Origin of the sequence: Thermotalea metallivorans (assembly GCF_001562415.1) — a bacterium.
GTDB lineage: Bacteria > Bacillota > Clostridia > Peptostreptococcales > Thermotaleaceae > Thermotalea > Thermotalea metallivorans.
This window is the reverse complement of the sequence record NZ_LOEE01000004.1, coordinates 1-22,484: the sequence shown is the minus strand read 5'-3', so window position 1 is coordinate 22,484 and position 22,484 is coordinate 1. Positions and strand designations below refer to the sequence as shown.

20 protein-coding genes, 2 CRISPR repeat arrays and 1 riboswitch are annotated in these 22,484 nt (G+C 42.8%); of the genes, 3 read left to right on the top strand and 17 right to left on the bottom strand.

Going from position 1 to position 22,484, the window contains the following annotated elements:
* Positions 1–159 precede the first annotated feature (159 nt).
* The 5 genes from AN619_RS00840 to potA all read right to left on the bottom strand — a co-directional run bounded on the left by AN619_RS00840 (position 160) and on the right by potA (position 7,455).
* A complete protein-coding gene (locus tag AN619_RS00840) occupies positions 160–3,576 on the bottom strand; it encodes a 5'-nucleotidase C-terminal domain-containing protein (protein WP_068554136.1) in 3,417 nt (1,138 codons plus the stop codon).
* A 162-nt stretch (positions 3,577–3,738) separates the two neighbouring features.
* A complete protein-coding gene (locus AN619_RS00835; RefSeq protein WP_068554135.1) occupies positions 3,739–4,791 on the bottom strand; it encodes an ABC transporter substrate-binding protein in 1,053 nt (350 codons plus the stop codon).
* Positions 4,792–4,805: 14 nt separating this feature from the next.
* The gene (locus AN619_RS00830) at positions 4,806–5,579 is read right to left on the bottom strand and encodes an ABC transporter permease (RefSeq protein WP_068554133.1); all 774 of its coding nucleotides are present in this window, start codon (positions 5,577–5,579) and stop codon (positions 4,806–4,808) included.
* Positions 5,573–6,415: an ABC transporter permease gene (locus AN619_RS00825; RefSeq protein ID WP_334292190.1), complete on the bottom strand. Its 843-nt coding sequence runs from the start codon at positions 6,413–6,415 to the stop codon at positions 5,573–5,575. The genes AN619_RS00830 and AN619_RS00825 overlap by 7 nt, the downstream gene beginning before the upstream one ends.
* A complete protein-coding gene (gene potA, locus AN619_RS00820; RefSeq protein WP_068554129.1) occupies positions 6,406–7,455 on the bottom strand; it encodes a spermidine/putrescine ABC transporter ATP-binding protein in 1,050 nt (349 codons plus the stop codon). The genes AN619_RS00825 and potA overlap by 10 nt, the downstream gene beginning before the upstream one ends.
* 635 nt (positions 7,456–8,090) lie before the next feature.
* Here potA and hcp point away from each other — a divergent pair.
* Complete coding sequence (gene hcp / locus AN619_RS00815) at positions 8,091–9,440, top strand: hydroxylamine reductase (protein ID WP_068554127.1); 1,350 nt, start codon at positions 8,091–8,093, stop codon at positions 9,438–9,440.
* Between the two features lie 99 nt (positions 9,441–9,539).
* On the opposite strand, the gene truA is transcribed toward hcp, so the two are convergent.
* Together truA and AN619_RS00805 are read right to left on the bottom strand one after the other, a co-directional pair.
* Positions 9,540–10,280: a tRNA pseudouridine(38-40) synthase TruA gene (gene truA, locus AN619_RS00810; protein ID WP_068554125.1), complete on the bottom strand. Its 741-nt coding sequence runs from the start codon at positions 10,278–10,280 to the stop codon at positions 9,540–9,542.
* A 174-nt stretch (positions 10,281–10,454) separates the two neighbouring features.
* Positions 10,455–11,021 carry a cysteine hydrolase family protein gene (locus AN619_RS00805; protein WP_068554123.1) on the bottom strand — a complete coding sequence of 189 codons (567 nt, stop codon included), beginning with the start codon at positions 11,019–11,021 and terminating at the stop codon, positions 10,455–10,457.
* A gap of 233 nt (positions 11,022–11,254) precedes the next feature.
* On the opposite strand from AN619_RS00805, the gene AN619_RS00800 reads away from it, so the two are divergent.
* The gene (locus tag AN619_RS00800; protein WP_068554121.1) at positions 11,255–11,515 is read left to right on the top strand and encodes a hypothetical protein; all 261 of its coding nucleotides are present in this window, start codon (positions 11,255–11,257) and stop codon (positions 11,513–11,515) included.
* 176 nt (positions 11,516–11,691) lie between these two features.
* Here the strand turns inward: AN619_RS00800 and AN619_RS00795 are convergent, their stop codons facing one another.
* From AN619_RS00795 to AN619_RS00785, 3 genes are read right to left on the bottom strand one after another with little or no spacing between them, the layout of a single operon-like run.
* Complete coding sequence (locus AN619_RS00795; RefSeq protein WP_068554119.1) at positions 11,692–11,895, bottom strand: FmdB family zinc ribbon protein; 204 nt, start codon at positions 11,893–11,895, stop codon at positions 11,692–11,694.
* Between the two features lie 50 nt (positions 11,896–11,945).
* Positions 11,946–12,479 (bottom strand): GNAT family N-acetyltransferase, encoded by a 534-nt coding sequence (locus AN619_RS00790; protein ID WP_068554117.1) that lies wholly within the window; start codon positions 12,477–12,479, stop codon positions 11,946–11,948.
* 37 nt (positions 12,480–12,516) lie between these two features.
* Positions 12,517–13,698, bottom strand: coding sequence for a THUMP domain-containing class I SAM-dependent RNA methyltransferase (locus tag AN619_RS00785; RefSeq protein WP_068554115.1), 1,182 nt, complete (start codon positions 13,696–13,698; stop codon positions 12,517–12,519).
* Between the two features lie 231 nt (positions 13,699–13,929).
* Between AN619_RS00785 and AN619_RS00780 the strand changes: the two genes are divergently transcribed.
* Positions 13,930–15,198 (top strand): MDR family MFS transporter, encoded by a 1,269-nt coding sequence (locus AN619_RS00780; protein WP_068554113.1) that lies wholly within the window; start codon positions 13,930–13,932, stop codon positions 15,196–15,198.
* 124 nt (positions 15,199–15,322) lie between these two features.
* Here the strand turns inward: AN619_RS00780 and thiC are convergent, their stop codons facing one another.
* From thiC to AN619_RS00745, 7 genes are all read right to left on the bottom strand, one after another.
* A complete protein-coding gene (gene thiC / locus AN619_RS00775; protein ID WP_068554111.1) occupies positions 15,323–16,627 on the bottom strand; it encodes a phosphomethylpyrimidine synthase ThiC in 1,305 nt (434 codons plus the stop codon).
* Between the two features lie 4 nt (positions 16,628–16,631).
* A complete protein-coding gene (gene thiD, locus AN619_RS00770; protein WP_068554109.1) occupies positions 16,632–17,429 on the bottom strand; it encodes a bifunctional hydroxymethylpyrimidine kinase/phosphomethylpyrimidine kinase in 798 nt (265 codons plus the stop codon).
* Complete coding sequence (gene thiE / locus AN619_RS00765; protein ID WP_083524903.1) at positions 17,426–18,070, bottom strand: thiamine phosphate synthase; 645 nt, start codon at positions 18,068–18,070, stop codon at positions 17,426–17,428. The genes thiD and thiE overlap by 4 nt, the downstream gene beginning before the upstream one ends.
* A gap of 85 nt (positions 18,071–18,155) precedes the next feature.
* Positions 18,156–19,259 (bottom strand): 2-iminoacetate synthase ThiH, encoded by a 1,104-nt coding sequence (thiH, locus tag AN619_RS00760; protein WP_068554105.1) that lies wholly within the window; start codon positions 19,257–19,259, stop codon positions 18,156–18,158.
* A 19-nt stretch (positions 19,260–19,278) separates the two neighbouring features.
* A complete protein-coding gene (locus tag AN619_RS00755; RefSeq protein ID WP_068554103.1) occupies positions 19,279–20,046 on the bottom strand; it encodes a thiazole synthase in 768 nt (255 codons plus the stop codon).
* Between the two features lie 3 nt (positions 20,047–20,049).
* Complete coding sequence (gene thiS / locus AN619_RS00750) at positions 20,050–20,250, bottom strand: sulfur carrier protein ThiS (RefSeq protein ID WP_068554176.1); 201 nt, start codon at positions 20,248–20,250, stop codon at positions 20,050–20,052.
* A gap of 88 nt (positions 20,251–20,338) precedes the next feature.
* Positions 20,339–20,440, bottom strand: a riboswitch (TPP riboswitch).
* A gap of 109 nt (positions 20,441–20,549) precedes the next feature.
* The gene (locus tag AN619_RS00745) at positions 20,550–20,876 is read right to left on the bottom strand and encodes a hypothetical protein (protein ID WP_068554100.1); all 327 of its coding nucleotides are present in this window, start codon (positions 20,874–20,876) and stop codon (positions 20,550–20,552) included.
* A gap of 107 nt (positions 20,877–20,983) precedes the next feature.
* A CRISPR array of direct repeats spans positions 20,984–21,817; the repeat unit is 30 nt; unit sequence GTTTCAATTCCTCATAGGAAGTCTATCAAC.
* A 78-nt stretch (positions 21,818–21,895) separates the two neighbouring features.
* Positions 21,896–22,326: direct repeats of the CRISPR family, unit length 30 nt; unit sequence GTTTCAATTCCTCATAGGAAGTCTATCAAC.
* Positions 22,327–22,484: the final 158 nt, after the last annotated feature.

Here is a 22,484-nt window from a genome sequence, read left to right as displayed (position 1 = left end):
CTCTCCTCCTTGTATTATGTATATCTGTTATTATCATATTATAGGACGGACGTTTTGTCAACTTTATATTTAATTTAGGTTAACGTTTATCAAAGATTTATATCCTACTGAGGAAAACAAATTTGAAAGGCCACCCTTTTGGGCAGCCCTTCGATCATTTTAGGGAATCAACAGTTTTTGTCCCGGGAAGATCCGGTGAGGATTTTTTATGTTGTTGAATTCAACCAATTTTTCATAGGACAGGCCAAATTGCTTGGCAATTTTCCACAACACATCTCCGGCCTTTACGGTATATTCCTTCACCTTTTCAGCAGTCGGCACCTTCTCCTGCATCGGAGCCTTTTCGAGGACTGGTGCTTGCTCAGCAGCCACGATTCGCCCTTGTACCTTTGCATCTACCGTACCTTTGGCTGCAATATATTGGATGGTGATTTCATCCAATCCGGGATATTCCCCAAGGGTAGGGGCAGTCTTGAACATATCATATTTATCCCCGCCGGCGGCCAAGAAATCATTGGTAGCCACTTTGTAGGTTTTATTTATATCCAACTTTTCCCCGCCTACCATAACTTCCGTAATTCTTTGCCCCGCAGGCTTATTGGGGTTAAACTTATAGGTCAAACCTGCCACATGGGCAAAATGACCGGCTTCATTGGGATAGGCACTGACACCGTGCTCTAGGGCTGCCAAAAGATCAGATCCTTTTAATGCCTTCACCACCACATAGTTTCCAAAGGGCAGCACGGTAATCACTTCACCTTTGGTAATCTCGCCTTCATTGATAGAAGCCCTGATGCCGCCGCCGTTCGTTAGGGCCACATCCGCCTTTGTGACTTCCAGCATTGCATCGGTGATGAGATTGCCCAGATTGGTCTCGCCGGTTCTTACATGCCCCCTCTCCCCATCCAAGGTTACGGAGGATTTGCCTACTACGACGGAAGTGATTTTTTCATTTTCCCCTTTGATAGCTGCTATCAATGCTTTTATATCTCCATCGGCCCCAATGCCTTCCGCTGCTGCCTTTCCAAACAACGTAGCATATTTATGGACAACCTTGCCGTCTTTCAGATATAAATCCACAATCCCCAGATTTTTATCATACTCTCCCGCTTGGGCAATCAATGTCTTTCCAACTGCAAGCCCGTTCTTTAATACAGTATGACTGTGTCCGTCGATGATTATATCAATGCCATCCACATTTTCAGCCACCTTTTTGCTTGTGTCCATACTGCTTTCGTCCAAACCAAGATGGGTCACAGCCACAATGACATCGGTCTTACTCTGAAGTTCCTTTACCATTTCACCGGCAGCCTTCACAGGATCCTCAAAGACTAATCCTTTTACATTGTTCGGGTGGGTCTTGTAGGCTGTCTCCGGTGTTGCTAAACCGAAAATCCCTACCTTGATGCCATCCATCTCTTTGATCACATAAGGAGTCAACAGATTTGTTCCATCTGCTTTCTTGATATTGGCAGCCAGAATCGGAAATTTTGTCATCTGATCCAATGCAAGCAATCTTTCTTGTCCATAGTTAAAATCATGGTTGCCCGGTGCCATTGCATCATAGCCGATTTTGTCCATGACTTTGGCCACACTTTCACCTTTTCCCAAGGTAGCAATGGTTTGACCGTGGAATGCATCACCGGCATCTATTACCAGCGTATTAGGATTCTTTGCCTTCATATTTCTTACCATGGTTGCAATCTTATCGAATCCCATCCCATCATTTTTTCCCCATTCGATTCTGCTGTGGGTATCGTTTGTATGCAGAATCGTAATATTCTTGTAGGGCAATTTACCGGCCCGAATCAAATCATAAACATTTAGTGCTTTTACATTGGGCGTTCTTCCATCAGCCGATGTGGGGATAACCATGTGACCTTTTTTTACCAGGTCATAGACTTCATCCTTTAGGACATGATTCAAATCTGCCCCTACAATCTTCCAGTTATGATCTGTCTTTGGCGTGATGGTACCTTTTTCCTGAACGTATTTTACAATCAGATCCCGAATTCTTCCAGCATCACCATATTTCTCATAGGAGTCATAAACCTTGTTTTCTCCACGAATGATGCCCGCCTTTAATAATCCTCCGTATCTGTAATTATTTACAGCAAGGGTCAGCTCCATATCATCGGTTACGGGCTTGCCTTTGAATTTCAGGTTTGTAATTCTCTGCCCCGCAGGCTTAGAAATATCAATTTCATAATCTACACCCGCAAACATATCAAAATTATATCCTCTAATATTGGGGTCAAAACTGATGGTCACATCGCCAGGCTGATATGTATTAAAATATTTTCCCCCATACTCTTCCATAAACGCCTTTAATTCTTTTCCTGTAACCTTCACAGCCATCAACGTATTCTCATATTTATAGATATTGGCCACATCTTTCTTTTTGAAATCTCCTGCCAATACGTTGGACTTTGCGTCAAACAGTGCTGCTGCCGATACATCGGCACCCGTGTAATGCATTTGCACTTCATTGATGAAATCAATCAGTGCCGTATCCTGCACTTGGGCTGTTGGAATTCCGGGCAAAACATTTACATTATCCAGGAAGTTTGCCGTTACCTTTCCGATAACCGTATTGACCTCTTCCCTTGCTCTATCATGATAGGTTTTGAATGCCTCTTCCATTTCCCTATCGGACGGATACCCTTTTGTATCAATATTTTGGCTGTTTTGATCTACTATAACCCATTTTCCGTCCTTTTGCTCTAAAGTAAAGTCAATTCTGGATACTTTATTGCCATAGGCCTTTGGCTCCACAATCAGTACCCCGTTTATGTCCTTGCCGGGAATGTCCGAATGGGCATGGCCGGCGATCATTGCAGCAAATTCAGGATTTTCCTTTACGATATCCCCAACTCCCTGAGATCCATATTCCCCTTCTTCTCCGATATGGTAAGATCCGATAATGATATCTGCTTTCCCTTTTAATTCAGCCAATACTTTCTTTGTTTCTTCTGCCGGCTCTGTAAAAGTCAACCCTTCAAAATTCTTGGGTGTACTGGCCTCCCATCTGGGAATATGGGGAGAAATCATCCCCACAATAGCAATTTTTACCCCCTGTACTTCCTTAATGATGTATGGTTTTACAAATCTTGTTCCGTCCGCTTTATAAATATTTGCCGCCAGCACCGGTGCCTTGGATCCTTTGATGGCTCTGCCAAGCACATCAAGACCAAAATTAAACTCATGGTTCCCCAAGGTCCAGGCATCATAGCCCATCATATTCATGGCTTGCACCATCGGATGGATTTCCTCGCCATTGAACAGAGAAGCCATGTTGTCTTGAATCGTATCCCCGTTGTCAATCAAGATGGTATTGGGATTTTCCTTCCTTACCTCTTTTACTACCGAATACACCTTGGCAAACCCTGTGTTGTCCGTAGCCGAATCAATTGCATAATCCCAAGGATAGATACGACCATGTATGTCGCTGGTAGCCAGTATTGTAATTTTTACTTGGCCTCCATCTGCATACACCATACCGCCCGGTATGACCATCGAAAGTACCATGGCAAGGACGAGCAGCCATGCGGAAGCTTTTCTAAAGATTCCCTTCATTTCCAATCCCTCCTTTTTGCTTGCACTTTCCGTGCAAAAATATTTTATCATATAAAGTTTGTAAATTTATATAGGTTTGTGTAAATTTTCTATATATTTTTAAAATTTAAAAAGCCTATTCTCTCCTTTTCCAAAAGAAAAAGGACGAGTATCCATCCCGTCCTATTTTGCTTTCAATTCCGTCCATACACGGTCATATTCTGTTGTAAACTCGCCCAGATCTACGAAGACTTCCCCTTTTTCCATGATATTTCCCTTGGGATAAGACAACTCGTTCTCAATAACCTCCTTGGGCAACAATTCTTTTGCCGCTTCATTGGGTGTAGCATATTTTACGTACGCAGCACATTTTGCCGCTACTTCCGGCCGCATCATATAGTTGATGAACAATTCCGCCTCTCTCTTGTGTTTGCTGGTAATAGGGATGGCTATGGCATCAAACCAGAGATTGGTTCCCTCCTTAGGGATTACATAGGCCAAATCAGGATTCTCTTCAGTCAACAGCATGGCGTCTCCGGACCAAGTTAAAGCCATAGCCGCCTCCCCTGCAATCATCATATCCTTATATGCATCCACTTCATAGGCCTTTACCAGGGGCTTTTGCCGGATCAACTCTTCTTTGGCCTTTTCCAATTCTTCGATATTTCTCGTATTCAAGGAATACCCCAGCTTTTTCAAAGCAATGCCGATGGTATCCCTAGCGCTGTCCAGCATCAAAATATCACCCTTGTATCTTTCATCCCACAGGGCTTCCCAACTGTCTACGGGCTCCTGTACTTTTTTCGTGTTATAGATAATACCCATGGTTCCCCAGAAATAAGGCACAGAATATTGATTGCCGGGATCATAGGGAAGGTTTTTAAACTGATCTCCGATGTATTTGAAATTGGGCAGATGATTCATATCCAGTTTTTGAAGCAATCCTTGCTTGATCATGGCCTCCACCATGTACTCGGAAGGAAAAATCACATCGTAATCCGTTCCTCCCGCCTGAATCTTGGCCAGCATTTCCTCATTATTGGCATAGTTTTCATAGTTGATTTTGATGCCGTATTCCTTCTCAAAATCCTCCAGTACTTGGGGGTCAATATAATCTCCCCAGTTGTAGACATTCAGTCTGTTGTAATATCCCTGTTCGTTAGTTTCTCCCTTTCCACAGGCTGCAAGGGACAAAAGGAGAAGACATACCCCAAGGATAGACCATATTTTCTTCATAGCCACTCACCCTCTCATTCTTTCATATTGTTTGCCCTCCGCTGCAATATTGCCAGCAGGCCCAATACCCCCACAAACAGAATCGTGGACAAGGCATTGATTTTCGGGCTTACTCCCAGTTTTGTCATGGAATACACCTTGATAGACAGTGTATTTACCCCCGATCCCGTTGTGAAAAAACTTACCATAAAATCATCCAAAGATAAGGTAAAAGCCAACAGCCCTCCTGTAATCACTCCTGGCAGGATTTCCGGCAGGATTACCTTAAAAAATGCCTGCAGTGGTGTAGCTCCCAAATCCAGTGCTGCTTCCTCTAAATAGGGATTCAATTGATACATTTTCGGCAGTACTGCCAATACCACATAGGGTATATTGAAAGTAACATGGGCCAGCAGCAAAGTCAAAAAACCCAGCTTCATCTTCATCCAGACAAAAAGGGCCAGCAAAGAAATGCCGATTACGATATCTGGATTCAGCACAGGTAAATAAGTAATATTCATCCATACAGTCTTCGCCTTGGGAGACATATGATAAATCCCGATGGCTGCAGCAGTTCCGATAATCGTAGCAATAAGGGCGGACAGTACAGCAATGGCAAAGGTATTATACAAAGCACTGACAATGGTGTGATCTCTCAAGAGCTCCCGATACCATCGGAAAGTAAAGCCATTCCAGTTACCCCTATATTTTGAATCGTTAAAGGAGTAGATAATCAATAAAAAAATCGGCAAATATAAAAACAAGTAGATGGTTCCTATGTAGAAGCCTTTCCATATTTTTTTCACCACAGCTGTCTTCCCCCCTCCCTTTGATATTTCGCCGTAAGTCCCATGGTAATCAAGATCAGCGTAATCATCATCATAGATATGGCCGATCCGAACTGCCAATTTCTTGCCACGAGGAACTGATTTTGTATCAGGTTTCCCAGCAAAACCGTCTGCCCTCCCCCCAGCAAATCCGAAATGACAAAGGTACTGACAGCAGGCATGAATACCATGATCAATCCTGAGATAACACCAGGAAGGCTTAAAGGGAAGATGACCCTTGCAAATACCTGGAAATTTGTAGCCCCCAAATCCTCTGCTGCCTCGATGAAACTCGAATCGATTTTGGACAATACAGAATAAATGGGGAGAACCATAAAGGGCAGAAAATTATATACCATCCCCAAAAGCACCGCATTGTGGTTGTATAGAAGTTTCAATGGCCCATCAATAATTTTTAATGCCATCAGGACTTGATTGATCACCCCTTGATCTCTCAATAACACCATCCAAGCATAGGTCCTCAATAAAAAGTTAGTCCAAAGAGGCAGTACAAACAACATAACCATAATATTTTTCTGTTTGCTGCCGCTTCCTGCAATCATCATGGCGATGGGATACCCCAGAATAAAGCAAATCAACGTGCTTTGTACTGCTAAGATAATGGATCGCCACAGGACACGTAAATAAATGGGTTGTAAAAATTTTTGGTAATTTTCAAGGGTAAATTCATAGATGATATTCCCGTAGGGAGAACGGCTGCAAAAGCTGTATATGGCAATAATAGCGATAGGCGCAATACTAAAAACAATGGCCCATAGCCCATAGGGGGCGGATAGCCACTGCTTCCTCATTTCCATACCGCCTTCTTCATAATATGAATGGCATCGGGTACAATGACCATCCCTATGGTTTCCCCTACTTTTACCATATGGATACTGTGAATCATCCAGCGTACTCCCCCTTCGTCCTTTACTGTAATTTCATAATGAACCCCCTTGAACATCACCGACTCCACAATCCCTTTCATCATGCCTTCATCACCCTTGACAATTTGTATATCCTCGGGCCTTATTAATACTTCAACCCTTTCATTGGGCTGAAAACCTTTATCTAAGCAAGTAAAAACCTTATCTTCCATTTTTACTTGAAAATCCTCTATCATCACACCGTCCAATATATTTCCTTCTCCAATAAAATCTGCCACAAATCGATTCACAGGCTCATTATATATATCTTCCGGTGTACCAATCTGCTGGATCTCTCCTTCACTCATTACCACTACCCGGTCAGACATGGTCAAAGCCTCTTCCTGATCGTGGGTAACATAAATAAAAGTAATCCCCACCCGTTGCTGCATATTCTTCAGCTCCAACTGCATCTCTTTTCTAAGTTTTAAATCCAAGGCACCTAAGGGCTCGTCCAAAAGCAGTATCTGAGGCTCGTTGACCAATGCCCTGGCAATGGCAACACGCTGCTGCTGACCCCCGCTCAAAGAATGGATATCCCTTTTTTCAAAGCCTTCTAGATTTACAAGTTTTAACATATGGGCAACCTTTTCCTGGATTATCTTTTTCGGTATCTTCTTGATCTTTAGTCCGAAGGCAATGTTTTCAAATACATTATAATGAGGAAACAAAGCGTATTTTTGAAATACTGTATTGATTTGTCTCTGATAAGGAGGCAGATCATTGATTCTTTTTCCTTCAAAATATACATCTCCCGAGGTAGGCGTTTCAAATCCGCCAATAATCCTTAGGGTTGTTGTTTTGCCGCAGCCGCTGGGACCCAACAGCGTAACAAACTCTTTCGGCCTTATTTTCAGATTGATCCCACAAAGCGCTTCTTTCTCTCCAAACTTTTTCGTTACGTCCTGCAGCTCAATGATATACTTATCCATCCTATCCCCTCCTTATCCGATGACTTTATACTTTCTATTCTTTTCTTACCAATATTCGATTTAGTGTTTGTAAACTTAGAGTTTACAAACACTAAATCGAATCTATTATAGTTTTTTTGGCGAGATTTGTCAATATCTATTGTCAGAGACAAAAACATTTATTTTTTTGTTTAGAAATCTATGATTGAACATTCAAAATCAAGGTATATATATAATAAGAAGGGTAACCTTCTTAAGAATAGAATCCGGTAACTCCCTAACAGCCGGCAAAACATTCAATTGTGTACCATTACCCCCTAGTTTCGCTGGAGTTTAAAAAAACTTAAGTTTTCTGTTCAAAGTATCGAGGAAAGAAAGAAGGTAGAAAGTTTCGTGAAAGATCAACCCCCGAGTTTTTCTTTCGGTTGTTACAGTTACTTCCGATTCTATTCCTCATAAGATTGAGTCACTGATGCAAGATTATTCAGTGGCTCAATCTTTTTCTGCTTTATTTTTCTTGACAATCATCACAGGATTCTGTGATACATGTCACAGATACATATCCCTTTCTAGGGTATTATAGGATTATACTTAAGAACCATGGGGAGTCGAATCTCCGATCATCTGAAAAATTTATTCATAAAGGAGGATTTTAGATGTTTTTCAAAAAATCTGAAAAAAATGAGCCAAATCCAATGTTCTGCTATCAATGCGAGCAAACTCCGGAAGGCGGGTGTACAAAATTTGGCGTATGCGGAAAGAATCCTGATATCGCCAGCCTGCAGGATACCATTATCTTCGGATTAAAAGGTATCGCTGCTTACGCCACCCACGCCAGGGAACTGGGAGCAGTAGATCCTGAAGTAGATGCCATCATGCATGAAGCATTATATACCACATTAACCAACTCAAACTTCAACCTGGAAGAACACATTGCCATGGCCATGAAAGTTGGTCAGGCTACCGTAAAAGTAATGGATTTGCTGGACCGTGCCCATACGTCAAAATTAGGCGTTCCACAACCTGTAAAGGTATCACAGGATAAAATAGAAGGACACTGCATCCTGGTAACAGGACATAACCTTTATGCCTTGGAAGAATTACTAAAGCAAACGGAAGGAAAAGGAATTAATGTCTATACCCACTCTGAAATGTTGCCGGCCCACGGCTACCCAGCCCTTAAGAAATATCCTCATCTAAAAGGAAACGTAGGAAAAGCATGGTACGATCAAAGAAAATTATTCGAGGATTTCCCGGGGGCCATCTTAGGAACTACAAACTGCTTAATGCCTATCAAAGGCAGCTATTCAGACAGAATGTGGACCTACGGAACAGCTGGACTTGACGGTGTACCAAAGATCGTAAACGATGATTTCACACCCATCATCGAAAAGGCTCTTTCTTTACCACCGGCCAATGTTCAGTCCGACAAAACATTGATGACAGGTTTCCATCATAATACAGTTTTAAGCATCGCTCCGGAAATCATTGATGCAGTAAAAGCAGGCAAGATTAAGCGTTTCTTCGTAGTTGCCGGCTGCGACGCACCCACAAAGGGAAGGGACTACTACAGAGAATTTGTGCAGGCTTTACCACCGGAAGCAGTATTATTGACAACTTCTTGCGGCAAGTTCCGATTCAATGACTTAGACATGGGCACAGTTCCCGGAACAGATATTCCAAGATATATCGACCTGGGACAATGCAACAACTCCGGCTCTGCAGTAAAAATTGCCCTTGCTTTGGCAGATGCCTTCGGATGCGGCGTAAACGATCTGCCATTGTCCATTGTATTGTCTTGGTTCGAGCAAAAAGCTGTAGCCATCTTGCTTGGATTATTCAGCTTAGGCGTAAAGAATATGTATGTAGGTCCCAGCGCACCGAAATTTATTACACCGGGCGTATTGAAAGTATTGCAAGAAAACTTCAACCTACAATTAATTAGCGGCGATGCAAAAGCTGACTTAGCAAAAATGCTAGGCGAAGAAGCTGCTGCCAACGCATAATGAAAAACAAAAAAGATTTGCAGAATTCCTCTTTCTGCAAATCTTTTTTGTTTCCTAGAATATTGCATGCTTTCCCCTGGTGGTCCCCCCACAGGTCTATCAATCGTAGTATACTTCATACAAAAACAGTCCTTGGGCCGGTGCTGTAACCCCTGCATGGGCGCGGACTTTTCCCGCCATGATTTCCGGAATATCTTCCGGCCTCATTTTTCCTTCCCCCACCTCAATCAACGTCCCCACAATGATGCGGACCATGTTGTACAGAAATCCGTTACCATGAAACATCATATCCAGTTGGCTTCCTTCCTTGTGGATGTCTATGGAATAAAGGGTTCTTACGGTGGATTTCTTTTTAGATTTTACCGAAGAAAAAGCCCTAAAATCATGTTCTCCAACCAAATAGGCAGCAGCTTTCCTCATGGCATCCAAATCCAAATCATGGAGAATGTAGTGAGTATATTTCCTATGGAAGGCGGTAGGGATCTTGCCATTCCAAATCCGATATAAATACTTTTTGCTTGTGGCATGATACCGGGCATGAAACCTGTCTTCCACTTCCTCTGCCTTCTTCACCACAATATCGTGGGGCAAATATTGATTGCAGTAATCTCTGATTTCTTCCACCGTCATGGTGGTGTTGGTCTTAAAATTTACCACCTGATGATAGGCATGGACCCCTGCATCGGTACGCCCGGAGGCGATGGCCTCAATATTCTCCCCGGTCATTCGACTTAATACATTTTCCACTTTGTGCTGTATGGTATTCTCCGTATTGCCCAATCTCTGCCACCCGTTATATCTGGTTCCGTCATATTCCATAATCAGCTTTATGTTTCTCATCGTCTTTTTTCATACTCCTTCCTTTTCTGGCCGTCTATCTGCAGTATTTCCTATTTCATCCCATGCTTTGACCCCTTTGCCCCGGGGCCGTTGCCATATTTTTTCTCCGATTCCTTTCCCCTACGGCCAGTGGGAAAACAAAATCAATGATGCGGTAAACATATGGGAAGAAGTTTAAAATAACGCCATCAATGCCTCCATCGTCAGACAAGTTGCAAATCCGTTGGATAATATGGCCGTCTCTATTCTCTGTATCTCTTCCCTGGAGATTCGCTCACCATTTTCTCCAATCATATCAAAGGTTGCCGTACAGTCTGTAATAAAATAGTTTCTATATCCCAGTGCATGGGCTTCCCTAGTCGTAGTGTCACAGCAATGATCCGTTTGCATCCCTGTAATCACCAGATTTTCAATGGTATGCTTTCGAAGATAGTCATCAAGACCACTGTTGAAAAAAGCCCCCGGCGTATGCTTTATTACGATGTGGTCCTCCGGCAAAGGCCTAATTTCTTCCATAATCTCCGCACCCTCCGTCCCTTCTTGGAAGAAGTTGCTCTTGCGATTATGGCTGATATGTTTTATATATACGATTTTCATATTTTTGCTTCTGCAAAATTGAATCAATCTTTTTAAATTCGGCAGCAATGTGGGGGGAGGTACTTGAGGAAGCTTAAATTTCCAAAAATCCCACTGTACGTCAATGATCAAGAGTGCAGTTTTTTCTGGTATCAGCTTAAACATCATATCCCTCCTAATATTTCCAAAAGTATTTTTTATTGTTTATACTTTTATTTTACAAAAAAATTTGGCAATTTCGTACTATTTTTTGCCACAAACCCTTTTGCCATGGATAACTGGTACTTTTTCTCTATTTCTATATTTTTTGAATCGAAATAAAATAATATGAAAAGGGCCCTAAATTTATTCTGTTTTTCGTATATATTTTGATAATAGTAAAGAATGGGGGAGTGGCCATGGCTTGCGGAGAACACCACATAGATTTTTACACTTCAAAAACCTGTAAGAGATGTAAGAGGCTTATTCGGACATCTTCTATCTATGGTTATTGTGAAAACTGTGAAGAAATTATGCACGAAGCTTATATAAAAATCAAAAATTATCTGCAGGATTTTCCTGCCGCAACAACCATGGAAATTCAAAATGAACTGGGTATATCCGTCAAGATCATCCATCATCTTATTGCTGAAGGAAGGGTGTCCTTCCATTCAAAATAGTGTTATGCCACGACATATTTTATGCTCCGCTTTTCTGTTTTTTTACTTATTTTCTGCAGTATCACCGTAGACATACCACTTTAAAAAAGTAGACAAAAATACGCAAAAATGGCTGCCGCATCTAAAACGACAGCCTTTGTTACTTTTCGCTTCCGACGGAAGGCAGATTATATACCTCAGCCGCCGCCGCAGGGAGTCGTACTGGAGCTGCCGCAGGGCTTGCTCGGGCTGCTGCTGCCCACCCCGAAGGTGGAAAAGACTTTTTTCACTTTTGCACTTTGACATTGGGGGCACCTTTGTTCTTGATTCCTTTCGCTGCTTTTTACCAGCACATCAAATACTTTCCCACACGCCTCACACCTATATTCAAATATCGGCATTTCCTTCCCTCCTCCTATCCAACAGATGGTAGCAAGATTTTTCCAAGGATCTACTCCCGATGTTCTCGAAATTGCTCGGGAATTCGATATCGGGCCATCATTAACTCATGGGCATATCTCCCACTTTGAATGATAGCATATTTTTTTGTTCCTTCATAGACAAAACCAAAGGATTCGTAGAGTTTTCTTGCCTTTGTGTTGCTCTCCAGTACACCCAACTCCACCCGGATCAGCATCAAATAATTGTCTGCCACATCCAAAATTTCCTTCATCAATGCCTTGCCAATACCCATGCCTTGATAATTGGCGTTTACCGACATTCCCAGGGTTGCACTGTGACGCATCCTGGGATTTTTATGAATCTGCAGGCCTGCCATTCCCACCACCTTTTTTCTCCCATCGATATCCAATTCTGCTACCAAAATATGATCGTCTGCCGTCAGGTTTGACAAAACCCCTTGGGTTCTTGCCAAGGTATCCGTGGCCAACCCTAAGGTTGTTTCCCTTACGCCTGTCTGCCTTCTCATTTCATTAATATCTTCCGCATCTGTCATCCTCGGTGATCGAATGATCAAATTCTCCATAACTTATTCCTCCCTTCTTTCCATAAACATATCCTTACTACATCCTTTCATCTGTCTCATTGAGGACCATTCTTTTTTCCAGCATTTCCTTTGGCGGTTTGGGACCAAAAAACTGATAATAGTCTACCTTAATCCTGCCATTATATAGTTTTCTCTTTTTGCTGGCTTTTTTCCCGTATAGGTTTTCAAAGGCTTCATGGGAAGTGAGGACATATACAGACCAGGTATCAAATTTGCTAAAGATTTGTCCCATGCGTTTATACAGTTTTTCTATTTCTTCCTTTTCTCCCAGTCTTTCCCCATAGGGAGGATTGCAGATAATGTAGCCGTACTTGGCATCGGATGCAATCTTGGCTATGTCCTGCACCTGAAAAGTAATACAGTCATCCACCCCCGCTCGATAGGCATTTTCTTCTGCAATTTTCACAGCCCTTGGGTCAATATCTGATGCCAATATCCGAATATCCACATCCTGCCGGATGGTTTTCAAAGCCTCTACCCGTACCTCTTTCCACAAATGCTCCGGTACCCTAGGCCATTCCTCTGCAGCAAATTTCCGTTCTAAACCCGGCGCAATGTTTTTCCCGATCATGGCAGCTTCGATGGCGATAGTTCCTGAGCCGCAGAAGGGATCTATCAGCACTCGGTCTTCCCGCCAACGACTGATCATCACCATGGCTGCTGCCAAGGTTTCCTTTAAAGGAGCTTCATTGGCCTGTGCCCGATAACCCCTCTTATGCAGTCCTGCTCCGCTGGTATCAATAGTCAAGGTAGCCACATCCTTCAGTAAAGCCACCTCTACTTCAAACTCTGGACCGCTCTCCTGAAACCAATCCACATGATATACTTCCTTTAATCTTTCTACAATAGCCTTTTTCACAATCGCCTGACAGTCCGATACACTAAAAAGTTGGGATTTTACTGATTTTCCCACCACAGGAAACTTCCCGTTCTCGGGAATCCATTCCTCCCAAGGCAAAGCCTTGGTCCTTTGGAATAGCTCCTCGAAGCTTCTTGCTTCAAACTCTCCCATTTTCAGCAAAACCCGATCGGCTGTCCTCAGCCATATATTTGCCTTTGGTATGGCCGCTTCATCAGCCACAAAAGTAACTTTGCCGTTCTCCACTTGCATCTCCTCATATCCTAACTGCTTTACCTCCAGCTTTACCATTTCTTCCAGACCAAAGGTAGCCGTAGCAATCAACTCAATTTTTGCCATAAAATCTCTCCTAATTTTTATATTATATTTCTAATACTTATTGGTATTATAGCATGAATTTTTATTCCAAATACACTGGTACTTTATTTTTGTATACGCCCTATACCCTCTCCATGTATATTTTTCAACTATAATTGTATAAAAATTTTTTATATACACTCAATTTGAATAATGATATAATAAAGTGCATGGAATTATCTGGATAATCCATTTGTAAAAGGAGGTGTTCTTTTGACAGTCAAATCTTTTCTGGGTCCTTATAAAAATCTACCCAGCAGCATTTTTGTTATTTTCTTCGCTAGGGTAGTAAACAGCGCCGGGCATTTTGTAATGCCCTTGATGGCTATTTTTCTATCAGACAAGTTGGGATTTTCTACACAAAAAACAGGTTTTTTTATGATGCTGGCCTCCTTAGGCTACGTCCCAGGTTCCTTCATTGGCGGCAAATTAGCAGACCATGTGGGCAGGAAAAAGACTTTTATCCTCTTTCAGGCTCTAGCTGCCTTTAGCTTCATTCCCTGTGCCTTTCTCGGGAATTCCCAAATAATTCCTTGGCTGCTGGTTCTCTCCACTGTATTTGGCGGTGCTGCAAGCCCTGCCAACGGTGCCATGGTAGCAGACCTCACAAAAAGTGAAAATCGGAAGGAAGCGTATTCTCTTTTGTACTTGGGCCACAACCTGGGCTTTGCCGTGGGTCCTATGATTGCAGGAATGCTCTATAAAAACTTTTTCTCTTGGATTTTTATCGGCGACGCGTTGACGACCTTTATTTCTATCACTCTGGTGGCTCTGTTGATTCCGGAGACCCGGCCCGATCATGAAAAAATCAAGGAAAATGCCCACAGCCTGGATATTAATGAAAAAGCGGAAAGCGGCAGTTTATTATCAGCCATGGCAAAAAGGCCAATGCTGATAATGTTTCTATTCTGCATCATGCTGTATTCCTTTGTATATGTGCAGAGCCATTTTACCTTACCACTACAGATGAATCAAAATTTTGGCGTCCATGGTCCAAAATATTATGGTTTCCTCATGACAACCAATGCTCTTACCGTTGTCATTTTTACAACCTTGGTGACAAAAATAACGCTGAAGCTGAAACCCATCTTTTGTGTAGGTTTGGGTGGCCTCTTCTATGCCGCCGGCTTCGGGATGCTTTTCGGCATTGATCGCCTACATTTATTTATCTTTTCTACCTTTATATGGACCATCGGAGAAATACTGATCAGTACCAACGGCATGGCCTATGTGGCAAACAACACCCCCGTAACCCACAGAGGCCGGTTCAATGCCATTGTTCCTATTATTGCCGAAGCTGGCCACTCCTTAGGGCCCCTGCTGACAGGCAAATACTTAATGGACCACAGCATCAGCTCCCTATGGTTGCTAACCCTTTACGGTGCTTTCGTCGTAGCATTGCTCCTCTTTGCTTTACATTTTGTAGAAAACAGCAAGTTGCGGAAATCGGAGCAGGAAAAGTTGGAACAGAATCTTTCATAGACCTTTACAAGGAAAGCTTCCTTACAATAGCAATAAATGAAGGAAACGGCAAATTTATCTACACTTTGAAAATTTTCATCATCCTATGCATAAAAAGACCAAAGGGAAAATTCCTTTGGTCTTTTTATGGACATCCACCCTGAAAGGTCCTGCCCAAATGCTCGCTGACAATCTTATAGGCGCAGAATTTCCCGCACATAGTACAGCAGTCCTGGGTATCTGCATTTTTTTCCTTTCTCAATCTAGAAGCCTTTACGGGATCTATTGCCAGTGCAATCTGTTTTTCCCAATCCAGGTTTTTTCTTGCCTTGGCCATCTCCAGATCCCATTCCCTGGCACCCTTTACACCCTTCACAATATCCGCTGCATGGGCAGCAATCCTGGAAGCGATCACGCCTTCCTTGACATCCTCCACCGTAGGAAGGCCCAAATGTTCCGCCGGTGTCACATAACATAGAAAGTCAGCACCGGCCGAAGCAGCAATAGCTCCTCCAATAGCAGAGGTAATATGATCATACCCTGGTGCCACATCGGTAACAATAGGTCCTAACACATAAAAAGGTGCGTGATGGCATAGGGTCTTTTCCATTTGCATATTTGCCGCAATTTGATCCAAAGGCACATGCCCCGGTCCCTCCACCATTACCTGGACGCCTGCTTCCCTGGCTCCCTTCACCAATTCGCCCAGGATAATCAACTCCCGGATCTGGGGGGCATCGCTGGCATCTTCAATACATCCCGGCCTCAATCCATCTCCTAGGCTTAAGGTTACATCATATTTTTTGGCAATCTCTAGCAAGCGATCATACTGGCTGTATAGTGGATTTTCCTTTTTGTTGTGAAGCATCCATGCCGTCATGAAGGAACCTCCCCGAGATACGATATCCATCACCCTGCCATTGTTTTTTAGCGTTTCGATGACATCGAGGGTTACACCACAGTGTACAGTAATAAAATCTGCTCCGTCTTCACAATGCTTCTCAATGGCATGGAAAATATCTTCCTCCGTCATTTCCACCATCCCCCTGCCCTTTTCTTCCGCATCCACTAAAGCTTGGTACAAAGGAACCGTCCCTACCATCACCGGACTGGCTGCAATGATGGCTTTCCTTGAGCGGTCAATATCTCCACCGGTGCTCAAATCCATCACCGAGTGGGCACCTGCCTCAATGGCCACCCTTAGTTTTTCCAATTCTTTTTCAATCTCCGGATAAGCATCGGAGGTGCCGATGTTGGCATTCACCTTGGTAGACAAACCCTTTCCTACGGCAATGGGTTGAATGTTTTTATGATGGATATTGCAGGGCAGGACAATTTCCCCTTTGGCAATTCCTTCTCTTAAAACTTCAGGAGAAATTCCCTCCCGTGCTGCTGCCTCTTCCATTTCCTTCGTAACAATTCCTTTTCGTGCACTTTCCAATTGCGTCATTTTTCTATATGCTCCTTTCCGGATAAAACTGATAAAAATGATGGGTTGGCCCTACACCCTTCCCTATATTCAGTGCATGGGCAATGGCCATGGTAATATATGTCTTGGATTTCTGAACGGCTTCCCTCAAGTCATAACCCAACGCCAGGTGAGCAGCGATGGCAGAAGCAAAGGTGCAACCTGTTCCATGGGTATTTGGCGTATGGATCCTTTCCTCTTCACAATAGGTAAATGTTTTTCCATCGTACAATACATCCGTGGCCTTTCCTTCCAAATGCCCTCCTTTTACAAGGACATGGAGGGGTCCCATGGCATGTATGATTCTTGCTGCTTCTTCCATATCTCCGATGGTCTTGATCTTCTTTCCTGTCAAAACCTCTGCCTCATAGAGATTTGGCGTCACCAGGAAAGCCCGTGGAATTAATTGTTTTATCAAAGTTTCCTTGGCCTCAAGCCTAAGAAGATGACACCCGCTTTTGGATACCATCACCGTATCCACTACCGCTTTTTGGACATTATAGGCCTTCAATTTATCACCGATGATTTTAATAATCTCCCTATTGGATACCATGCCGATCTTTACAGCATCCACCTCTATATCCTGAAAAACAGCATCGATCTGCATCCCTACCATCTGAGGAGAAATCTCCTCTACGCCCATGACCCCCTGAGTATTTTGGGCCGTTATGGCTGTAATCACGCTCATTCCATAGACGCCTAGAGCCGAGAAAGTCTTTAAATCCGCCTGAATTCCAGCACCTCCACAGGAATCAGAACCGGCAATGGTCAATGCCTTTTTCATGAACTCACCTCTATCTTCATTGCATCCCGAATCCTTCTAATTTTTTCTCCGATATTTTCCGCCCCTACAATCTCTGTCACAAGGCAGATGCATTTCGCCCCTTTTTTTCTTACCTCTCCAATATTGTGTTCCTTGATGCCCCCAATCGCTACAAAGGGAATATGGATATGGTTTGCCACGTATTCCAAATACTCCAATCCCACAGGCTCGCATACATCTTTTTTTGTATAGGTTCGATAGATAGGCCCCACACCGATATAGTCTGCTCCCCTGCTTACGGCATCCTGAGCCTGCTCGGGAGAGTGGGTAGACAACCCGATGACCATATCAGGGCCTACCAGTTCCCTCACTTTTTCAATGGGCAAATCCTCCTGACCGATATGGACGCCATCCGCCTTCACCAGCATGGCAATGTCAATGTCATCGTTGATAATGAAAGCAACTCCCGCTTCCTTTGTTAACCGCCGAATCTCCAAGCATTCTTCATATTTGTAACACATTTTTTTTTCTTTTTCCCGATACTGGATCACCTTGATCCCTGCAGCAATCATTTCCTTTACCACTTCCATATTGCTTCTCCCCCTGGAATGTTCCTCTGCCGTGATCCCGTACAGGTCAGTATCCAAAATATTTCTTTTCATATGGATCATCCTTTCATGGGTCTGTTGTTGAGATTTCCCCCACATATTTTTGCAACGCCCTTTTCCATCCGTTTACAGATTCTTCTTAAATTCTGTCCCAATCTTTGAAAATGGGCTGATATCCCTTTTTCTTCAGCATCACCTTCATTTCTTCTACGCTGCGGTGGTCTGAAATATCAAACTGACTGGAACCCGCTGCCTTATCTGTATGTCCTCCTACAGCCGTAGAAACACCAGCCGACATTCTGGTTACACCCAGAGGCAGCAAATGATCACGCAGATCGGCCTGTTCTCTCGTAGAAATCGCAATCCCTACCCTAGGTAAAAACAACCGGACAGCCAGCATAATCTGTACCAAATCCCTATCTCCTACAGGACTTTTTGGCTGAAAACTTCCTATATGTGGCCGGATCCGGGGCAAGGATACGCCGATCTCCACATCCAGATACTGATTTTGCAGATAGGCTGCATGAAGTCCCATAAAAAATGCTTCCCTTCTCCAATCATCTAGCCCCAACAGGGTACCGATATTGACAGATCTCATGCCGGCTTGGCAGCCCCGTTCCGGCGCATCTAAACGGTACCGATAATTCTTTTTGGGTCCTGAAATATGGACTTCATCATAAACCTTTTCATTGTAAACCTCTTGATAAATAGTCAGTCCATCCACCCCTTCGTCAACCAACTGCCGGTATTCTTCTCTTTTTAAGGGATAGATTTCAATGGCTATAGAGGAGAAATATTTTTTCAATATCCTCACACAATCCCGGATATATTCCACCGGCGTGTGATGTCTGGACTCCCCTGTCAGAATCAGAATATGCTTTAATTCCGTCCGGGCAATGGCCTGGGCCTCCCTTTCCAATTCTTCCATGGATAGCCTCTTTCTAGGAAAGCTATTGACCACGTTAAAGCTGCAGTATGCACAGCGGTTGACGCAATAATCAGCCAAATACAAAGGCGTATATAAAAGAATTACTTTTCCAAAATGTTGCACTGTCAATCTGTGGGCTTTTTGCGCCATAGCTTCCAAATACTTTCCGGCTTGAGGGGAGAGCAGGATTAAAAAATCTTTTTCGTTTCGTTTTTCCTTTCCCAATACCTGGAGTACATCATGATCTGTGATGTCTTCAAAGAATCCTAAGAAGTCAAAGTCTTTATAGTCTGCGTAACGCTGATAAAAACTCATACGATTCCCTTCTTTGCTTTTATTCTAAAAACCCTGTCAGAGGCGATGAGGCCTCTGCATAAAGCCTTGTTGCTCCCGGACCTGATATATGGGCCATCCTTCCTGCCTGTACCGCCAAGTCAAAGGCCCTTGCCATAGCCACAGGGTCCCCGGCCGTTGCAATGGCTGTATTGACCAGAACAGCCGCAGCCCCCATCTCCATGGCCTCTGCTGCTTCTGAAGGTTTCCCGATGCCGGCATCCACAATAATGGGCAAATTTATTTCATCAATTAAAATACGAATCATTTCCTTTGTCTTTAACCCCCTGTTGGTACCGATGGGCGCTCCCAAAGGCATCACTGCTGCCGCCCCTGCTTCTTGAAGTCTTTTGGCCACCATCAAATCCGGATTCATATAGGGGAGCACCACAAAACCCTCCTTGGCCAAGATTTCTGTTGCTTTGATGGTTTCATAGTTATCGGGCAACAAATATTTATGATCAGAAATTACTTCTATCTTAATCCAATTGCCGCAACCGGCAGCCCTTGCAATACGGGCAATGCGCACCGCCTCCTCCGCCGTACGGGCTCCTGATGTATTGGGGAGCAAAATACAATTCTTTGGAATAAAATTCAATACATTTTCTTCCGCAGAATCCAAATCAATTCGACGAAGGGCCACAGTAACTACCTGGGCATTGGAAGCTTCGATGGCCTCTGTCATGATTTGATGACTGGAGAACTTTCCCGTTCCCACAAAAAGCCTGCTTTTTAGTGCTATACCACCAATGGTAAATGTATCCTTCATGCTTCAACCTCCTCCAACAAATCTCAATACTTCCAACTGATCATTTTCCTTCAGGATGATGTTCCCTAGATCTTCCTTCTTTACTACAGCGTAGTTGTATTCTACTACTACCCGCTCCGGAGATAGGCCCTTTGCAGAAAGGTATTGGAGAATACTCATAGATTCTTCCAACCTTTCCCTTTTGCCGTTGACAATAATCTCCATCCATGCATCTCCTTTCCTTGTTTTTTGTACGAAAAAAGCCCCCATGGGCAATTCCCATAGAGGCTTCCTATAGACATATCGTTTGTATATATGACAATGCAAGCTTCCCTACGCTGGTATTACCCATATCAGGTTCAAAGGGTCGGATTCAAAAATCCTCTCAGCCTTAACAGCTCCCCTAGCTTTCCCGCAATATGAAATTTTCTATAAATAGCTTATAACTTTTTGGGATTTTTGTAAAGGTAATTTTTGCATCCTTATTTTTACATTGTGCTTCATCTGTCTTTTTCCTACACTCCTCAGTCAATTTTTTCGATTTTCACCAGCAACAGTTGCCCATTCTCTCCCTCTTCATATTCAACGCTGACTTTTTGTCCCTCCTCGATATCGTCTATTGCTTTTCCAATATCCACCATACAAAAAACCATAGGTTCTCCATCCATCTGTACTTCTATGGAATTTCCATCTATTTGTCCTACATGGACTCCTGCTACTCGTTTTACATCCTGAGGTTCTTCATTTTGTACAGGCTGGTTTGCTACTGTCTCCGGTCCTTTTTGCTCCTCCGGTTTTTTAAAACCACAGCCTGCCAAAACCCTAAGCTTAAAATACCAATCAATAAACAAATTCTTCTTGGATATACTAAAATCATATCAGGCACCTCCTCTAGAGTATTGGTTATACAAAGTCTATCAACATATGGTGGTGATGATATCACGGATGGCTTGCTGAAGTTTCAATTCCTCATAGGAAGTCTATCAACAGCATATTTTCTCTGTTAAGTATTTTTACTTTACAGGGTTTCAATTCCTCATAGGAAGTCTATCAACGTCTCGAACTCTCCTGTTATCTTTGGATGCCTTACAAGTTTCAATTCCTCATAGGAAGTCTATCAACCAGAGCCGTCAGGACACATCATCCTTGCGTTGGTGACGGTTTCAATTCCTCATAGGAAGTCTATCAACCTAAGGCCGTCAGGGTCAGCCCTATCATCATCACAAGTTTCAATTCCTCATAGGAAGTCTATCAACACTCACGCTAATTTTGTTCGAAGTTGAAGATAAACTAAGTTTCAATTCCTCATAGGAAGTCTATCAACGATTCGTGTATCATGTTTTCTCCTTTCCCCGCTGTATTGTTTCAATTCCTCATAGGAAGTCTATCAACTTCTGATACATGATTTGAAGATCCATCATGGTATATGTTTCAATTCCTCATAGGAAGTCTATCAACGCAAAACAGAGCTTGGTATGGAGATTATCGCAAGACTGTTTCAATTCCTCATAGGAAGTCTATCAACACTTCTATGGAGCTGTTGCCGAACTTATTGACATTGGTTTCAATTCCTCATAGGAAGTCTATCAACAATGAATTTCAGACCCATTGCAGGAATTGATGTGGGGTTTCAATTCCTCATAGGAAGTCTATCAACGAAGCAATTTTTTATGCCATAGAAATCACTGGAAGTGGGTTTCAATTCCTCATAGGAAGTCTATCAACTGGAGAAATACAAAAAGCTTCTGTACAGTGGAGCCTAGTTTCAATTCCTCATAGGAAGTCTATCAACTTGATCTCAATCTTCTCTGGCTGCTCAATAACCGTAATCCCTTCAATGATTTCTCCATCTGCTGTCACTGCTTGCCCATGTTTCAATTCCTCATAGGAAGTCTATCAACCTTAATCTCTACCTTATTTGGTCCTTCTTTGATTCTGAGTTTCAATTCCTCATAGGAAGTCTATCAACGTGTTTATCCCCATTGCTAAACGGTGGATTCATAACTAGTTTCAATTCCTCATAGGAAGTCTATCAACTGTAATTCATCTTCAAAACCTCCTCTTGTTTTCAAGTTTCAATTCCTCATAGGAAGTCTATCAACGTAATATCTCTTCGTTGATTGTTCTTGTATGCAAAGTTTCAATTCCTCATAGGAAGTCTATCAACCTAACCGCTGCTGCTATAGTCTGTTAATCTCCTTCATGTTTCAATTCCTCATAGGAAGTCTATCAATCAATTGTTTTGAGTCCATTTTACTAACATTTACGTCAGTTTCAATTCCTCATAGGAAGTCTATCAACATATTATTTTTATATTTTTTATTAGTATATCAATCAACTTTCGCAGGAAGCAACTGATAGCTTTAGCTTGATATAATCAGGCAAAGTCGAGACAAAGTAGTCCAAAAATTCATTAATCGTCTCTTTTGTCAGGAACAGTTTTTCCTGTAAAGCAGTTT

What these genes read in the sequence shown, in the direction of transcription:
- AN619_RS00840 (WP_068554136.1), bottom strand. Translation starts at nt 3,576, where the DNA reads ATGAAGGGAATCTTTAGAAAAGCTTCCGCATGGCTGCTCGTCCTTGCC.
- AN619_RS00835 (WP_068554135.1), bottom strand. Translation starts at nt 4,791, where the DNA reads ATGAAGAAAATATGGTCTATCCTTGGGGTATGTCTTCTCCTTTTGTCC.
- AN619_RS00825 (WP_334292190.1), bottom strand. Translation starts at nt 6,415, where the DNA reads ATGGAAATGAGGAAGCAGTGGCTATCCGCCCCCTATGGGCTATGGGCC.
- potA (WP_068554129.1), bottom strand. Translation starts at nt 7,455, where the DNA reads ATGGATAAGTATATCATTGAGCTGCAGGACGTAACGAAAAAGTTTGGA.
- hcp (WP_068554127.1), top strand. Translation starts at nt 8,091, where the DNA reads ATGTTTTTCAAAAAATCTGAAAAAAATGAGCCAAATCCAATGTTCTGC.
- truA (WP_068554125.1), bottom strand. Translation starts at nt 10,280, where the DNA reads ATGAGAAACATAAAGCTGATTATGGAATATGACGGAACCAGATATAAC.
- AN619_RS00805 (WP_068554123.1), bottom strand. Translation starts at nt 11,021, where the DNA reads ATGTTTAAGCTGATACCAGAAAAAACTGCACTCTTGATCATTGACGTA.
- AN619_RS00800 (WP_068554121.1), top strand. Translation starts at nt 11,255, where the DNA reads ATGGCTTGCGGAGAACACCACATAGATTTTTACACTTCAAAAACCTGT.
- AN619_RS00795 (WP_068554119.1), bottom strand. Translation starts at nt 11,895, where the DNA reads ATGCCGATATTTGAATATAGGTGTGAGGCGTGTGGGAAAGTATTTGAT.
- AN619_RS00790 (WP_068554117.1), bottom strand. Translation starts at nt 12,479, where the DNA reads ATGGAGAATTTGATCATTCGATCACCGAGGATGACAGATGCGGAAGAT.
- AN619_RS00785 (WP_068554115.1), bottom strand. Translation starts at nt 13,698, where the DNA reads ATGGCAAAAATTGAGTTGATTGCTACGGCTACCTTTGGTCTGGAAGAA.
- thiC (WP_068554111.1), bottom strand. Translation starts at nt 16,627, where the DNA reads ATGACGCAATTGGAAAGTGCACGAAAAGGAATTGTTACGAAGGAAATG.
- thiD (WP_068554109.1), bottom strand. Translation starts at nt 17,429, where the DNA reads ATGAAAAAGGCATTGACCATTGCCGGTTCTGATTCCTGTGGAGGTGCT.
- thiE (WP_083524903.1), bottom strand. Translation starts at nt 18,070, where the DNA reads ATGAAAAGAAATATTTTGGATACTGACCTGTACGGGATCACGGCAGAG.
- thiH (WP_068554105.1), bottom strand. Translation starts at nt 19,259, where the DNA reads ATGAGTTTTTATCAGCGTTACGCAGACTATAAAGACTTTGACTTCTTA.
- AN619_RS00755 (WP_068554103.1), bottom strand. Translation starts at nt 20,046, where the DNA reads ATGAAGGATACATTTACCATTGGTGGTATAGCACTAAAAAGCAGGCTT.
- thiS (WP_068554176.1), bottom strand. Translation starts at nt 20,250, where the DNA reads ATGGAGATTATTGTCAACGGCAAAAGGGAAAGGTTGGAAGAATCTATG.